The 15,256-nt window shown below is 57.1% G+C and carries 17 protein-coding genes; 5 read left to right on the forward strand and 12 right to left on the reverse strand.

Translation table 11 applies throughout. The annotated features are described in order from the left end of the window. Positions 1 to 64 precede the first annotated feature (64 nt). The gene (locus BLP10_RS05605) at positions 65 to 526 is read left to right on the forward strand and encodes a hypothetical protein (RefSeq protein WP_175493791.1); all 462 of its coding nucleotides are present in this window, start codon (positions 65 to 67) and stop codon (positions 524 to 526) included. A 69-nt stretch (positions 527 to 595) separates the two neighbouring features. Then, a complete protein-coding gene (locus BLP10_RS05610; RefSeq protein ID WP_091131439.1) occupies positions 596 to 886 on the forward strand; it encodes a hypothetical protein in 291 nt (96 codons plus the stop codon). A gap of 256 nt (positions 887 to 1,142) precedes the next feature. Here BLP10_RS05610 and BLP10_RS05615 read toward each other — a convergent pair whose 3' ends face one another. The 6 genes from BLP10_RS05615 to dctP all read right to left on the reverse strand — a co-directional run bounded on the left by BLP10_RS05615 (position 1,143) and on the right by dctP (position 7,016). Beyond that, positions 1,143 to 2,324 carry a YihY/virulence factor BrkB family protein gene (locus BLP10_RS05615; RefSeq protein WP_091131442.1) on the reverse strand — a complete coding sequence of 394 codons (1,182 nt, stop codon included), beginning with the start codon at positions 2,322 to 2,324 and terminating at the stop codon, positions 1,143 to 1,145. A gap of 410 nt (positions 2,325 to 2,734) precedes the next feature. Continuing rightward, the gene (locus BLP10_RS05625; protein WP_091131450.1) at positions 2,735 to 3,589 is read right to left on the reverse strand and encodes a shikimate dehydrogenase; all 855 of its coding nucleotides are present in this window, start codon (positions 3,587 to 3,589) and stop codon (positions 2,735 to 2,737) included. A gap of 35 nt (positions 3,590 to 3,624) precedes the next feature. Further along, positions 3,625 to 4,080, reverse strand: coding sequence for a type II 3-dehydroquinate dehydratase (locus BLP10_RS05630; RefSeq protein WP_091131453.1), 456 nt, complete (start codon positions 4,078 to 4,080; stop codon positions 3,625 to 3,627). Between the two features lie 28 nt (positions 4,081 to 4,108). Next, the gene (locus BLP10_RS05635) at positions 4,109 to 5,410 is read right to left on the reverse strand and encodes a TRAP transporter large permease (protein WP_091131457.1); all 1,302 of its coding nucleotides are present in this window, start codon (positions 5,408 to 5,410) and stop codon (positions 4,109 to 4,111) included. Then, positions 5,407 to 5,925 carry a TRAP transporter small permease gene (locus BLP10_RS05640; RefSeq protein WP_091131462.1) on the reverse strand — a complete coding sequence of 173 codons (519 nt, stop codon included), beginning with the start codon at positions 5,923 to 5,925 and terminating at the stop codon, positions 5,407 to 5,409. The genes BLP10_RS05635 and BLP10_RS05640 overlap by 4 nt, the downstream gene beginning before the upstream one ends. Before the next feature lie 98 nt (positions 5,926 to 6,023). Continuing rightward, complete coding sequence (gene dctP / locus BLP10_RS05645) at positions 6,024 to 7,016, reverse strand: TRAP transporter substrate-binding protein DctP (RefSeq protein WP_091131465.1); 993 nt, start codon at positions 7,014 to 7,016, stop codon at positions 6,024 to 6,026. Positions 7,017 to 7,172: 156 nt separating this feature from the next. Between dctP and BLP10_RS05650 the strand changes: the two genes are divergently transcribed. The 3 genes from BLP10_RS05650 to BLP10_RS05660 are packed head-to-tail and all read left to right on the forward strand — an operon-like array spanning position 7,173 to position 10,461. After that, positions 7,173 to 7,841 (forward strand): GntR family transcriptional regulator, encoded by a 669-nt coding sequence (locus BLP10_RS05650; protein WP_091131469.1) that lies wholly within the window; start codon positions 7,173 to 7,175, stop codon positions 7,839 to 7,841. Between the two features lie 5 nt (positions 7,842 to 7,846). Beyond that, positions 7,847 to 8,515, forward strand: coding sequence for a GntR family transcriptional regulator (locus tag BLP10_RS05655; protein ID WP_091132115.1), 669 nt, complete (start codon positions 7,847 to 7,849; stop codon positions 8,513 to 8,515). Between the two features lie 59 nt (positions 8,516 to 8,574). Next, on the forward strand, positions 8,575 to 10,461 hold the full coding sequence (locus BLP10_RS05660; protein WP_091131473.1) for a bifunctional sugar phosphate isomerase/epimerase/4-hydroxyphenylpyruvate dioxygenase family protein: 1,887 nt from the start codon (positions 8,575 to 8,577) through the stop codon (positions 10,459 to 10,461). A 9-nt stretch (positions 10,462 to 10,470) separates the two neighbouring features. Here BLP10_RS05660 and BLP10_RS05665 read toward each other — a convergent pair whose 3' ends face one another. From BLP10_RS05665 to coxB, 6 genes are read right to left on the reverse strand one after another with little or no spacing between them, the layout of a single operon-like run. Further along, a complete protein-coding gene (locus BLP10_RS05665; RefSeq protein WP_091131476.1) occupies positions 10,471 to 10,716 on the reverse strand; it encodes a hypothetical protein in 246 nt (81 codons plus the stop codon). A gap of 44 nt (positions 10,717 to 10,760) precedes the next feature. Further along, positions 10,761 to 11,108, reverse strand: coding sequence for a cytochrome C oxidase subunit IV family protein (locus tag BLP10_RS05670; protein WP_091131480.1), 348 nt, complete (start codon positions 11,106 to 11,108; stop codon positions 10,761 to 10,763). Positions 11,109 to 11,117: 9 nt separating this feature from the next. After that, on the reverse strand, positions 11,118 to 11,840 hold the full coding sequence (locus BLP10_RS05675; protein WP_091131484.1) for a heme-copper oxidase subunit III family protein: 723 nt from the start codon (positions 11,838 to 11,840) through the stop codon (positions 11,118 to 11,120). A 14-nt stretch (positions 11,841 to 11,854) separates the two neighbouring features. Continuing rightward, complete coding sequence (locus BLP10_RS05680) at positions 11,855 to 12,559, reverse strand: cytochrome c oxidase subunit 3 (RefSeq protein ID WP_091132118.1); 705 nt, start codon at positions 12,557 to 12,559, stop codon at positions 11,855 to 11,857. Further along, positions 12,552 to 14,330 (reverse strand): cytochrome c oxidase subunit I, encoded by a 1,779-nt coding sequence (gene ctaD, locus BLP10_RS05685; RefSeq protein WP_175493792.1) that lies wholly within the window; start codon positions 14,328 to 14,330, stop codon positions 12,552 to 12,554. The genes BLP10_RS05680 and ctaD overlap by 8 nt, the downstream gene beginning before the upstream one ends. 60 nt (positions 14,331 to 14,390) lie before the next feature. Then, positions 14,391 to 15,197 carry a cytochrome c oxidase subunit II gene (coxB, locus tag BLP10_RS05690; RefSeq protein WP_091131491.1) on the reverse strand — a complete coding sequence of 269 codons (807 nt, stop codon included), beginning with the start codon at positions 15,195 to 15,197 and terminating at the stop codon, positions 14,391 to 14,393. Positions 15,198 to 15,256: the final 59 nt, after the last annotated feature.

Here is a 15,256-nt window from a genome sequence, read left to right on the forward strand (position 1 = left end):
TCCATCATCACTCTCCCAGGGCTTGCCTTGGTTTTAGGGCAGGCTCCCATTGCGGAGAACACCGATGGAACACAAGCCTGTAGAGACACTGCGTGGCGTTGCTGAGGTACTTGAGTTCAAGCAAGGTTTCCTGTCCCGGCGTGAGCGTCTTGACCGTTGGGCCGAATTGTTGGAGCGCCAGCCGAAACGGCGGCTGCGCTCACTGGGCGAAATCGAGTTCACGCCTGAGGAGAAAAGACCTGAGTTAAGGTCCGACGAGTCTCCTATTACTGTAGCTTTCGAGGATCCCATTCTGCGGGCAGATGGCCTCAGGGGCGACCGGCTCGGCGACGCCATGGAATACTTCGATTTGTCGGAACGTTCCGCCCATCGGCTTCTGTGTTCCTGCATGAATGGCTGGAGCATGGAAGCGGAAGTAACTGCCCGGAAAGTGCGCCGCATCGCCAATCCGGATCATCGTCTCATGCTGTTCACATCCGCCGGTCTCCTGGCAGCAGTACCGGCGGCGCTCTACCTTTTGAGCTGAAAGACAGAATGACATCGAGCCCTTGAAGTTCTCCAAGGGCTCGATGCACTAACCAATGGAAGATATCGCGTGACGGAAGCAAAGCGAAAGATTGGCCTTCCTTGGTATAGTCGAAACGACTACGCCGAAATTCGCAACATGATGGCCGACCGCCATAATCTTGCTCCGTCCTACGAGCAATGGCTCGCCGCTGCAGAAAATAATGAAAGTGTCGGCATTCAGGCTGGTTTGGAGATCGAGCGCATCCTGATCGAGCCATCATCCTTTTCCCGATGGTGCGCGACCAATGGCCTTGAACCCGACAGCGTGGCTCGCATGCGCTATGTTGCAGAAAGTCAGGCGAAAACAGCCAAGGTCTAGGGGCTTGTCGAAACGGTTCGGTCGCGTTGCGATCAGTCTGACGTAGCGGTCGCTTTCATGAATGGGCAAGCCTAGACGCATCTTTACCGTAGCGGAGCCGGCTTCTTGGGTCGCCTCTGTATGTCGCGTTGACTAGCGATTCTGAGGTTTACCGCAAAAGGAGAATTACTGAGGCAACATGAATTTTAGAGGTCCAAAATAGCATGCTTAAGGAAAAAGGCGCCCCGCAGGGCGCCTCTCATGATCACCAAGAGGATCAGGCTTTCGCAACGCCGACTGTGTCAGCCATCTTGGCGCCGCGTGCGCCCATGGGCTGATGTACGCCTTCCGTAGTATCCTTGACCGTCTGATGTTCCATTTCCGCGTTGATCTCAGCACCCAGCAGAACGACGATGCTTGATAGCCAGATCCAAGTCATGAAACCAATGACTGCGCCGAGAGAGCCGTAGGTTTCATTATAGCTGCCGAAGTTAGCGACATACCACGAGAAGAGCATCGACACAGCGACCCAGAGCACAGCCGCGACGATGCCTCCCGGTGTTACCCAGCGCCACTCCGCTTTGTCCCGGCTTGGGCCGAAGCGATAAATCAGGGACAATCCAAGAGTCACGCCGACGAGAAGAACAGGCCAGCGCAGGAGCGATACAAGCCATTCGGTTCCCTCACCCAAGCCAATGAAGTTCAGGACGATCGGCAACACGACGATGCCGCCCAGAGCGAAGAGGATGAACAGAATGGCGCCAAATGTGAAAGAAAGAGAAGTCAGGTTCAGGGCGATGAAGCTGCGCTTTTCCTCCTCGTCGTTCACGATGTTGAGGGCATCGAACACCGCCTTCATGCCGGCATTGGCGCTCCAAAGCGAGAGGCCAAGTCCGAAGATGAAACTGAAGCCTAACGCACCCCCTCCTTGCGAAGCGATGCGCGTCACTTGCTCCCCGATAATCTCCAATGCACCGCCAGGTAAGACGCCCGACATCGTATTGAGATGCTCTTGGATCGTCCCGGGATCGGCAAACAGGCCGTAGATGGAGACCAGGGCGGCGATGGCGGGGAAGATGGCGAGCAGAGCATAGTAAGTGACGCCTGCGGCAACCGAAGTGACCCTATCCTTGCCGAATTCCTCATAGGTGCGCCAGAGAATGTCCTTCCAGCCCCGAGCGGGAATTTCGGTTGGCGTCTCAGCTTCACGCCCACGGCCGCCTTCACGTGCTGCAGAATTTGGGTCGGCATGCCGCTTCTCGGTAAATCCCGTGTCCCTTTGCGCCCCAGCCTGGCTTGGGCTCCGCGACCCGGGGTGCCGTGGAACAGGCGACCGCTGGCGCTCCCCTCCGGCAACCAGCCTGACAAGAGCCCAACCGGCCACAACCGCGGCCATGGTTGCGATCACTGAAGGGGATTGGGGAGAACCAGATCGCTGAACTGCCGGATTATCTGCCATCGGGGACCAAACCTCTTCCATACGCGCCAGCCGGACAGGCTTGGCTTATGCTTAAACCTCATGATGAAGTCGGCGGTTCCACTTATGAAAGATTCTCATGGCTTCTGTTCCATGCCCATCAACGCGGAGCTTGGCCGCAAGAACATCCCTCCTTCGCCGGGCGACGACCAAGAGGAGTGCTCCATGCAGGGGCTCTGGTTCATCAGAGGGCATCTGAACCCCGCATCCACAAACCAGTGCTCCTCTGCCTGCAGAGGCATCTCTTTGATGTCACGCCCGATCAAGCCAGGCATCTTTTCCATGACATCAGAATTCCACGCCCAGCTAAGCAGCTAATCGAAGAAAACAGGCCTTTAGCTTAGTTCCATGATGCTTCGATAATCTGCTGAGTCGGTTCCGTCGGCTAACCTTCACATTCCCTCGAAGTGCTGGGTCATGCGAGCAGCATCCGGCTCAAGGCCGGTAAAAAGGCGAAAGGCGCCGGCAGCCTGGAATACAGCCATGCCGCCGCCGGACATGGTTCGGCAGCCGCGAGCCCTAGCCTCGCGCAGCAATTGAGTCTCCAAGGGAAAGTAGACAATGTCAGCGACCCATAAATCAGGGCGCAAGAACTCGGCAGGGAAGGCCATGCCGGGATATTTCTCCATTCCCAGCGGCGTTGTATTCACGATGCCATCGGCGGTTTTCAAAGCAGCGGGATAGTCCGTTGTTGCGGAAGCGCGGGCCCTGAACCGCTCATGCAAGGAGCGCGCGAGGGTTTGAGCGCGGTCCTCATGCGTGTCTATGAGGATCACTTCGTCAACACCTAAGGTCAGCAGAGCGTGTGCCACGGCTGCTCCGGCGCCACCTGCTCCGAATTGAACTACGCGGTTCTTTTTGACGTCCGGCAGAGCGAGCTTGAAGCTCTCAGCAAATCCCCACCAATCGGTGTTGTGACCGACGCGCTTGCCGTCCTTCAAAACGACTGTGTTCACCGCGCCAAGGGCAGCTGCATCGGGCGACAGTTCGTCCAGCAGCGGGATCACCGCCTGCTTGCAGGGATGGGTGATGTTGAGGCCGGAGAAGCCAAGGCGCTGTGCTGCCGTGAGGATGTCTGGCAAGGCGCTGGCATCGAGATGCATAACCTCGAGGTCTATAAGCTTATAAATATAGCGCAGGCCATGCAGCGCTCCTTCGCGCTCATGAAGGAGGGGCGTACGAGACGCCTGGATGCCAGCCCCAACCAAGCCAACCAAAACAGAAGGCCAAGCATAAACCTTCTGCATAGCGGTTTCCGCTGTAGCCGTTGATGGCACATCGGTCATCGCTTGGCGCTCGCAGCCGTTTTGTCGATCATGCCGAGCATCGCTTTGACTGCTATCGGATAGCCATCCGTACCAAGACCTGCAATGACCGCCGTTGCAATGGGTGAGACATAGGACTTGTGATAGATCGGCTCACGCTTGTGAATGTTTGAGATGTGCAGCTCGATAATAGGGCCTGGAAACATCTTTAAAGCGTCCATGATGGCCATGGATGTAAAAGTGAATGCTGCCGGGTTGATGATGATCCCGCTGCCCTCATCGATGGCTTCATGGATCCAATCGATGATCTCATACTCGCGATTGGATTGCCGGAAAACGATAGCATGCCCGGAGGCAGCATCCCGGCACAGTTTTTCAACATCGACCAAGGTCGCCCGACCATAAATTTCGGGCTCGCGGGTTCCCAGGCGGTTCAGGTTGGGGCCATTGAGAATGTAGATGGATTTGGTCATCGCTATGCATTTCTGGGATGTGAAGATGTCACCCCTGGTATCCGAACATTCGTGGCAGCCAGAGAACAGTTTCAGGGATGAAGGTGAGAACGCCGAGAGCGACAATCATGGCGAAAAGGAACGGCAATGTGTCCTTGACGATATTCCGCAGGGGCTCGCCCGAGATATTTGCCATGATGAACAGGAGGAGACCGTAGGGCGGCGTGATCAAACCGATCATGATGTTGACGACCACCACCACTCCGAAATGCACAAGGTCGATCCCTAGCGCCTGAGCCGTCGGGACGAAGACCGGTACGACGATGAGGAGAATCGCCGTTCCCTCGAGCACGCATCCCAGAAGCAGAAGCAGAACATTGACGAGGATCAGGAAGCCGACTGGAGACAGATCCCAGGTCGAGAGCAGGGTTTTCACGCCTTCCGGGATGTTCTCGATGGTGATGACGTAGTTGAACACGAGCGAGCCTGCAATCAGCATGCCGATGGAGGCCGTCGTTCTGGCACTGACAGCGAGCGACTTGTAGAAGTCTCGCAAGCTCACGCTGCGATAGAGCCCGGCCGATATGAGGAGCGCGTAGGCGGCGGCGACCGCAGCCGCCTCGGTAGGCGTCATGACGCCGCTATAGATGCCGCCGAGAAGCACGACGGGCATCATCAGAGAGGGAAAGGCCTCCCAGGTGATCCTTGGGATCTTGCGCAAGGGAACAGGCTTTTCAACCGGGAAGTTCCTGCGCTTGGCCGTGATGGCCACGATTATCATTTGGCTCAACGCCATCAGCAATCCTGGAATGACGCCGCCGAGAAACAAAAATCCGATGGAGGCGTCCGAAACCAGGGCGTAGAGAACCATCGGAATGGATGGCGGAATGATGGGCCCAATCACGGAGGAAACAGCCGTGAGCGCAGCCGCATAGCTGGGCGTATACCTCCCATCGCGTGTCATCATCACCTGCATCATGCGGCCGGTGCCTGCCGCATCCGCGATCGCGGAGCCGGACATGCCGGCAAAGATGATGCTCTGGAGAATGTTGACATGGGCAAGGCCGCCGCGGAAGCGCCCGACGAGAGCGTTGCAGAACGTCATAAGCCTGTCGGTCATGCTGCCGATGTTCATGAACTCGGCAGCCAGAATGAAAAGCGGGACCGATAAAATGACGTAGTTTGAGTACATGCCGTTCAAGAGCTGCTCGGCAGCAGTGCCCATATCCTGCCCAGCGAGGAACAGGTAGAGAATTGATCCGGCAATCATCGAATGGCCGATTGGCAATCCTAGGAAGGCAAGGGCAGTGATTGCGACAAGGGCGAGCGAGAAGGGGCTTGCAAGGTTCATACGCCGGAACTCGCTTTAACAGGGTCGAATTCATCCGGCGCAACGCCACGCATCGCCTGCCATGCGAGCCAGATGTATCGAACGATCGTAGCGATCACGAAAAGGATATAGATCGAGAAAAGATAATCGAACCGGATCTTCAGGTAAGCGGTCTTTTCGACCTTCATGAAGCTCACGTAATCGAAAACTGCCGGGAACGAGATGCTATAAAGGGCGATGAGGACAAAGGCCGTGATGATGCACATGATCCGTCGCGCACCTGAGCCGACCGACCCGTAGATGATGTCGAAGCGGATCTCTTCACGTTCCGTGATTACGAAGGCTGCGCCCCATAATACGAGCCATACCCAGAGGATGACGCTGATCTCATGGGTCCACCCGATAGGAAGGCCGAAGACATAACGGAAAACGATTTGGAGAATGAAGGCCAGGAACATGGCCGCCAACATGGCGGCAGCTATGTTTTCAGCACGGCGGGCCAGCCACAGGCTGAGTGATCGCATATGACCAGGCATGGCAGGAACCTCATGCGGGAGCGCGATATGCTCCCCGAATGATGCGGCGTGAGTGAGAAGACGCCGGAACGTTGCGTTCCGGCGTCTCAAGGCTTACTTTACATAGCGTTGATTTTGTCGAGCATGCCCGGCTGCCAGCTCTTAGCAAGGTCGGAAGCCAGGTATTTCTTCTGCGCGTAATCGCGGAAGGCCTTCTGGTCCGGCGTATAGACCTCAAGCCCCTTGCCCTTGAAGAAGGTCGCGAGCTCTGCCTCTTTCTTCAGGTGCTCTTGCGTGCTCCACTCGATTGCCTTGTCTGCAGCGGCTTGGAACGCAGCCTGCTTCTCAGGCGACATGGCATTCCAGACTTTGTTCGACACGGCCAGAACATCGAAGCCAACGAGATGCGAGGTCAGAGCAATCTGCGACATCACCTCGTAGAATTTCATGTTCTCTACGTTGGGAAGCGGATTGTCCTGTCCGTCGATGGCGCCTGTCTGAAGTCCGGTGTAAACCTCGGCATAGGCCATGGGCGTAGGGTTGGCGCCAAGGGATTGCCCAAGAAACTGCCAGGCGTCCCCACCCGGCATGCGCAGCTTGATACCGGCGAGATCCTCAGGAGTGTTGATTTTCTTGTTCGATTTCAGGCCCACGTGACGGGCGCCGAAATAAGTTGGTCCCAGAATGTGAATGCCCAGCTGATCGGACGCCATCTTCTTGAGTTGCTGCCCCACATCGCTTGCGAACACCTTCTTCAGGTGATCCGCATCGCGGAAGAGATAAGCGGATGTCACAATTGACCAGGCCGGGATCTGGTTGGAAATATCTTGGGGTGCGATGTTGCCCATTTCCAGATTGCCACGCTGCATGGCCACGAGCTCGGTGCCCTGCTTGAACAGGGTTCCACCATAATAAGGCTGCAGATTGAACCCCTGAGCTTTGAGCTCCTCCCCAAAGCGCTTCATCATCTGAGCGCGGATATCCTGCTCGGAGAAGACAGCCGAGAAGCGAAGGTTCTGCGCGGATTGGGCTAGGGCAGGCCCGGCGATGCCGCAGGCTACGACGGCCGCACTGGCAGCCATGAATAAACGACGATGAATGTTAAGTGACATGGTTTCCTCTCCTGATAGTGGCGCGCATTTTTGCGTCTTAAGCGAACTATCTGCTTGGATAGGAAGGGAATCAATAGGCTTTTTTGAAATCATCTGATATTTTGGATATTCTCTGATGTCGAAGTTGAGGCTGGAGTCTTTGGCGAGCGTGGCGGTATGAGCATTGAGTTGCTGGCAACATCTATCGCTGACCGGGCTTATGACCGGATCCGGGCCGATATCGTGTTCGGCCGCCTTGAGCCGGGCGGTAGGCTCCGTCTCGATCGTCTGGCGAAAGAATATGGTGCGAGCATCAGCACCGTACGGGAAATCCTCAGTCGCCTCTCATCGGAAGGGCTGGTGATCGCTGAAGAGCAGCGGGGATTTCGCGTGACCCCCGTCTCCCCGGAAGGGTTGCAGGATGTGTCGGCCATGCGGCTGCTCCTCGAAAGCTATGCCCTGCCCCTGTCGTTCGCAGCTGGTGACCTCGAGTGGGAAAGCCGGGTTGTGGCTTCCCACTACAAGCTCGCCTCCATGGAGCGGCGGATGTTGGCGGGTGAAACCGAGGGGGTGGAACTCTGGAAGCGATATGATCGCGAGTTCCATCAAACCTTGATCGAGGCCTGCGGATCGCAAACCCTCCTCGATCTCTATGGCAGTGTCTTTGACCAGTATCTCCGTTACCAGATGGTGGCGGTCGTCTTTCGCGGGGAGACCGCCGCGGAAGAGCACAGGCTCCTGCTGGAATGCGCTTTGACGCATAATGCCGAGCGAGCCTGCGAGGTGCTCAGCCTTCATGTGAACGAGTGTGTGGATTATACCCTGAACAGCGGGGCTCTGCGATGAACGACATGCAGATGAGTCCGCAGCTTCACGGTATTGGCGAAAGCGCGTACCGCAGGATCAGGACAGATATTGTGTTCGGGCGCCTTGCGCCCGGCAGGAAGCTGAAGCTCGAGCGCTTGAAATCCGATTATGGCGCAAGCGTCAGTACGCTTCGGGAGATCCTCAACCGTCTTTCATCCGAAAGACTCGTCGTTGCCGAGGGCCAGAAGGGGTTTGAGGTTGCTCCCGTCTCCATCGCGAACCTGCGGGAGATAGCATCGCTCCGCCAATTACTGGAATGTCGTGCCCTGGAGCAGTCCTTTCGCGCAGGCGACATGGAGTGGGAGGGGCGTGTTGTCGCCGCGCATTACCGACTAGCGAGCATGGAAAAGCTCATGGCCTCGGGAGATCGCAGCCATACCGAAGAATGGAAACAATACGATTGGCAATTCCACCAAGCACTGATCTCGGCCTGCGGGTCGAAAATGCTGATCGACACACATGCATCCGTCTTCGACAAGTATCTTCGCTATCAGATGATTGCCTTGAGCTATCGCGGTGACATCGCGTCCGAGGAGCACAGGCTTCTGATGGAATGCGCATTGCAGAGGGATTCCGCGCGAGCGTGCGAAGTTCTGACACGCCACGTCGCTGGTGGAGTCGAGCACGCGCTAGCCACAGGCACGATCACATAAAGGAGCGGGCCCAATCGGCATCGCTCTCCAAGAACTCCGAGGAAACTGGAACCAAGAGCATGCAAACCGCCATTGCAACAGTCTGTCTGAGCGGAACCCTGGCCGAGAAGGTGGAAGCCATAGCAGCCGCCCAGTTCAAGGGTGTCGAGATTTTCGAAAACGATCTTCTCTCCTTTAATGGGACGCCCGCCGATGCGAGGCGCATGATCGAAAATCTTGGGCTCAAGATTATCACTTTTCAGCCGTTTCGCGATTTCGAAGGCATGCCTGAGCCACAGCGCTCGAAGGTGTTCGCCCGAGCCGAGCGCAAGTTCGATGTCATGCAAGAACTCGGCTGCGATCTGCTGATGATCTGCAGCAATGTCTCGCCGGATCCCCTCGGCGGTGTCGAGCGAGCCGCCGCTGACTTCCACGAGCTTGGCGAACGCGCGGCAAGGCGAGGCATGCGCGTGGCTTTCGAGGCTCTCTCCTGGGGGCGCCACATTCATGATTATCGTGATTCCTGGGAGGTGGTGAGGCGAGCGAACCACCCATCTGTTGGATTGGTGCTCGACTCCTTTCATATTCTCGCCCGAGGAACGGATCTATCGGCGATCCGATCGATCCCTCCGGAGAAAATTTTTCTGGTGCAGATGGCGGATGCGCCGAAGCTCAGCATGGACTATCTGTCTTGGAGCAGGCACTACCGCTGCTTCCCGGGGCAGGGCGATCTTCCGGTCGATGAATTCATGCTTGCACTCCATGGCACCGGATTTGATGGGCTGCTGTCACTGGAGATCTTCAACGACCGTTTCAGGGCAGGTTCCGCGCGTAGTGTCGCCATCGACGGGCACCGCTCGCTCATCGCCATGCTGGATGAACTTCGCATGCAGACGGGGGCGGGGATACCAAGCCTGCCGGACGTCCCGCCCAAAGCCGTTTGCTCCGGCGTCGAGTTCATCGAATTCGCCGTAGATGAACGCGGTGCGGGAGGATTTGAGAGGACCCTGAGCGGTCTGGGATTTCGCAAGGCCGGCATTCATCGATCTAAAGCTGTGACACATTGGCGGCAAGGAAATATCAACATCGTCCTGAATGCCGATAAGGAAGGGTTTGCGCACTCATTCAACATTACGCATGGAACCTCTGTGTGCGCTCTCGGACTGCGCGTTAGCGATGCTCCCGCAACTGTCGACAGAGCCGTCACGCTTCTCGATCAGCCCTTCCAGCAACCGGTCGGACCAGGGGAGATGAATATTCCTGCAGTTCGCGGTCTCGGCGGAAGCCTGCTCTATTTCGTGGATCATAAGACCGGACTCGACCGGCTATGGGACGTCGATTTTGAGCCCGTCGATTCTAATGAACCTATCGGAGCGGGCCTGACCGATGTCGATCACGTCTCCCAATCAATGCACTACGAGGAGATGCTCACTTGGCTTCTATTCTACACCTCTCTTTTGGATGTGCAGAAGACGCCGGTTCAGACCGTGATCGACCCCGGCGGCGTAGTGCAAAGCCAAGCAATCGAAACCACCGACGGATCTCTCCGATTGATTCTCAACGCCTCCCAGAGTCAGCGCACTCTGTCGTCCCGTTTCCTGAACGAACTCTTCGGGTCAGGCGTGCAGCATATTGCCCTTCGGACCTCCGACATCTTTGCAACCGTTGCGCACCTGAAGAACAATGGAGTGGAGCTTTTGCCCATTCCTGAAAACTATTATGATGACCTCGAAGTTCGAACCGACCTCTCGACCGAGGAGGTCGAGCGGTTGCGATCGGCCGATATTCTGTATGACCGCGAGGGGGCAGCCGAGTACTTCCAAGTTTATACCAAAACCATGGAAGGCGGCTTCTTCTTCGAGATCGTCGAACGGCGCGATTACAAAGGCTATGGGGCCATCAACGCACCCATCCGCCTTGCCTCCCAGACGCGCCTCGTCTCCGTGGAGGCTCTGCCCGGGGTCTGAAGGAAGCCGTTAGAACGCGGTTTCCGTAAAAATAAGAATGCCTCCAAGCAAGATCATGACGAAGGCGGGCCAATGGGTTTTAAAGCTGAACGAGCGCGGGCTCTGTTGTGGTTCCAGGCTGGCCCCCTTGCGGGATGCCTGACCGCGTCTCGCATCACTGAGCCGCCCTGCCCGGAGAGCTTGGGCCGCTCCATAGACGACCCCGCAAAGGATGAGCAATGCGCCGATCCAGATGAGGACGATGCTCGAATCCATGGACTACTCCCTGCGTGGATCATTGACGGACCCAATTGGCCCCTTCAAGGTCCGAGTGCGAAGAACGAGAGCCTCGATAGGAGAGTATGATCGGCCTCAAACGCCATGATGGCCACGAAGACCAGAACTGCGCTGATTGGCACGAGAATGGCATAAACCAGAGACAGGCGCTCCCATGCCATGTGCATGAAAACGGCGATGATGAGACCGGCTTTCAAAAGCATGAACAGCAGGATGAGCGAATAACGGAGAAATCCCTCGAGCTGGAAGTAATCCACGAGATAGGAACAGGCGCTCAGGATGAACAGCCACGCCCAGACTACGAGATAAAGCCGGATTGGATGCTGCTGGCCTTGTTCGTGAGCGGATGCGGACGTTGCTGCCTGTGCCATGACCGATTCTCACCAGAGATAAAAGAAAGCGAAGATGAAGACCCAAACCAAATCGACGAAGTGCCAGTAAAGGCCCATGATCTCGACTGCTTCATAGCGGCCCTTCCGACTTGTGAAAAAGCCTCGTCTTTCTTGGTCGAAGTCGCCGCGCCAGACTTTTCGAGCGATGATCAGCAGGAATATGACGCCAAAGGTCACGTGAGTGCCGTGGAAGCCGGTAATCATGAAGAACGATGATCCGAACTGGGCCGCGCCCCAGGGATTGCTCCAGGGCCTCACGCCTTCATGGATCAGCTTGCTCCACTCGAAGGCCTGCATGCCGACGAAGGCAGCCCCTAGAAGGGCCGTCAGCAGCATCAGGGCCGCAGTTTTGCGCCGGTCGCGACGATAGGCGAAGTTCACAGCCATGGCCATCGTTCCGCTGCTACTGATCAGAACAAATGTCATGATCGCGATCAGGATCAGCGGCAGCGTCACGCCTCCGATGGTGAGTGCAAAGACCTCACTCGGATTGGGCCACGGAACGGTCGTGGACATTCTGGCGGTCATGTAGGCGATCAGGAAGCTGCTGAAGACAAAGGTGTCGCTGAGAAGAAAGATCCACATCATCGCCTTGCCCCAGGAGACGTTCCTGAAGGCGCTTCTGTCGGAGGAAAAGTCGGCTGCGATGCTGCGCAGCCCGGAAGACTCGGAGTGTTTGGCATCAATGTTTGAGAAGGCCTGTTCAGTCATGATCAGAGCTCCTCTCAACTCAATAGCTGACGGCAGATGTCGATCATGTTTCCCGCCCAGCCTGTCAGGATGCTCAGAAGGATCAGCCAGACGAGAAGCAGAAAGTGCCAGTACATGGCACATAGATCCACGCTCAGCCGCAGGCGTTCTGCTCCGACGCCTTGCCATGCTCTTGCGGTCGTTCGGCCTAGAACTGCCAGCCCGCCCAAGAGATGCAGGCCGTGTATTCCGGTGAGCACATAGAAGAACGCGTTGGCCGAATTCGAGGATAGAACATACCCTTCCGTCGTAAGCTGACGCCATGCCAAGAGTTGACCGGACAGGAAAGCCAGAGTCGTCACGCTTGCCGCCAGCAGCCCGATCTTCAGCTCATCGTCCTTCCCCTGGCGGGCGGCGTTCCACGCGCCATGCAACGCAAGGCTGCTCAAGATCAGCATGCCGGTGTTCAGCCAGAGCACCTTCGGCAGAGGCAGGGCACGCCAGTCCGGCAACTGCATGCGGATTGCATAGGCGCTGATGAAGAGCGCAAAGAGAGAGCCGACCACGGCCAGAAAGACCTTAAGTCCTGCCTTTGCGGCTGCTGGAGCTGCACTGCTCGTCGAGGGCCAATCGGCAGCGATCCCCTGCTCGAGCCAAGGCTTCGCCATCAAGCCCTGCCGCGAGAGCCACCAGACGCCGATGATGAGCAGCACGCTTAAAAAGATGAGAATGCTACCCATGAGCCAGCCCCGCTGTCGCTTGAGCATTTGGTTGGTTTTGAGGGAGGAAATCTTCCGCTGCGCCTGGGACGCTGTAGTCGTAAGCCCAGCGATACACGACCGGAAGCTCTTTCCCCCAATTGCCATGCGGGGGCGGCGTTTCAGGGGTCTGCCATTCCAGCGTGGTCGCTCGCCATGGGTTGCCGCCTGATGGCCTCCCGTGACGCAGACTCCAGAACAGGTTGAAGACAAAGACCAGTTGGACGGCGCCGACAATCAAAGCGACGATGGTGATGAAAGCGTTGAGCGTATGAGCGGAAGGGGGGACGAACGCCATCTCGCCGATCTCATGGTAACGGCGCGGGACGCCCATGAGGCCGAGATAATGCATGGGAAAGAAGATCGCGTAGGCCCCGAGGAACGTGACCCAGAAATGAAGCTTGCCAAGCGTATCGTTCAGCATGCGCCCGGTCACCTTCGGATACCAATGGTAAATGGCGCCAAAGATCACGAGGATCGGCGCAACTCCCATGACCATGTGAAAATGCGCCACCACGAACATCGTGTCGGAGAGCGGGACATCAACGACGACGTTTCCGAGAAACAGGCCTGTCAGGCCTCCATTCAGGAAGGTCACGATGAAGGCGAGGGCGAACAGCATCGGCACATTGAGATGGATGTCTCCGCGCCAGAGAGTGAGGATCCAGTTGTAGACCTTGATCGCGGTTGGGATGGCGATGATGAGGGTGGTTGTCGCGAAGAAGAACCCGAAATAGGGGTTCATGCCGCTCACATACATGTGGTGCGCCCAGACCACGAAACTGAGGGCGCCGATAGCCAGCAATGCCCACACCATCATGCGATAGCCAAAGATGTTGCGCCGCGCGTGGGTACTGATCAGATCGGAGACGATGCCGAAAGCCGGTAGTGCGACAATATAAACCTCCGGATGGCCGAAGAACCAGAAAAGATGTTGGAAGAGCAGGGGGCTTCCGCCACTGCGATCGAGAGTCTGCCCCATCTCGACGATGGCAGGCATGAAGAAGCTCGTGCCGAGCGCTCTGTCGAACAGCATCATCACGGCGCCGACGAACAGAGCCGGGAAAGCCAGAAGAGCCATGAAACTGGCCGTGAAGATCCCCCACACGGTCAGGGGCATGCGCATCAGCGTCATGCCTCGAGCCCGCGCCTGCAGCACGGTCACGACGTAGTTCAAGCCGCCCATGGTGAAGCCGATGATGAAAACCATCAGTGAGACGAGCATCAGAACGATGCCCCAATCCTGTCCACCGGGCGTGCCGGACATGATGGCCTGGGGAGGATACAGGGTCCATCCTGCGCCGGTGGGTCCGCCCGGCGCGAAAAAGCTCGCGACCAGAATGAGGACGGCGAGCAGGTACACCCAGAAGCTCAACATGTTGAGGTAGGGGAAAACCATGTCGCGGGCGCCGACCATCAGAGGGATGAGGTAATTGCCGAACCCGCCCAGGAAGAGTGCCGTCAGCACATAAACCACCATCATCATCCCATGCATGGTGATGAACTGGTAATAGGCGTTCGCATCGATAAAGGTGAAGACGCCTGGAAAGCCGAGTTGCAGGCGCATCAACCAAGACAGGACGAGGGCGATCAACCCGACGGTGAGAGCCACGAAGGAATATTGGATTGCGATGATCTTGGCATCTTGGCTGAAGACGTACTTCGTCACCCAGCTATGCGGATGGTAGAGTTCGACATCTTCGGTCGCAGGCGAGGGCGCCGTTCCGATCGGCCCGAGGGGTACATCAACCATCAGGGTTCCTCTCCCTGGACGTTTCCACTGCCCCCATGCCGCCTTTTGCCGGCAGCTTGCTTATTGAGCGTCAGGCGAAAGGCGCGCGAAGCTGCGCGATGCTTGGCCCTGAAGCCATGTCTGGTAGTCCTTTTGCTCCTGCACGACGACTGTTCCGCGCATCTGCGAATGGCCGAGCCCGCAGAGTTCCGCGCACAGGATTTCGAAGGTGCCCGTTCTCGTGGGCGTAAACCAAATGTAGGAAACCTGGCCTGGAACAAGGTCCATCTTGGCTCGGATTTCCGGCACATAAAAATTATGAATGACGTCAACCGAGCGCAGCAGGGCTTTCACAGGTTTGCCAATGGGGAGTCGGAGTTCGCCGCCCTCGACGATCACGTCGTCCTGTCCGCTTTGATCTTCGCGGCTTAAACCCAAGGGATTGTCCGGGCTGATGAGGCGTGCATCGGTTGTGCCGAGTTTGCCATCGGGCCCTGGAAGCCTGAAGCTCCATTGCCATTGCTGTCCAAGGATCTCGATGTCGGTTGCATCCTCCGGGACCGAGATGAATTGATGCCAGACGAAAAGGCCAGGCGTCAGCATGGCTGCGACACCGACGCCTGTGATGACGGTCAACCACAATTCCAGGCGCTTGCTTTCCGGTTCATAGTGGGCTTGCTGGCCCTGCCGATGGCGAAAGCGATAAACGCAATAGGCCATGAAGAGAACGACAGCGACGAAGACCGCTCCGGTAATCCAGAAGGTGATGACGATCGTGGTGTCGATATAGCTCCAGTTCGATGCAATAGGCGTCCACCACCAGGGGCTCCAGAGATGGAACGCCACCGAGCCGAGGGCGATCAGAACCAGTATGAGCGCTACAGCCATCCCCGTTCATCCTTGCCTGAAGAGGCTTCTGGCATGAAACAGAAGGCAACAACTTCGCC

Origin of the sequence: Microvirga guangxiensis (assembly GCF_900102135.1) — a bacterium.
Classification (GTDB): Bacteria; Pseudomonadota; Alphaproteobacteria; order Rhizobiales; family Beijerinckiaceae; genus Microvirga; species Microvirga guangxiensis.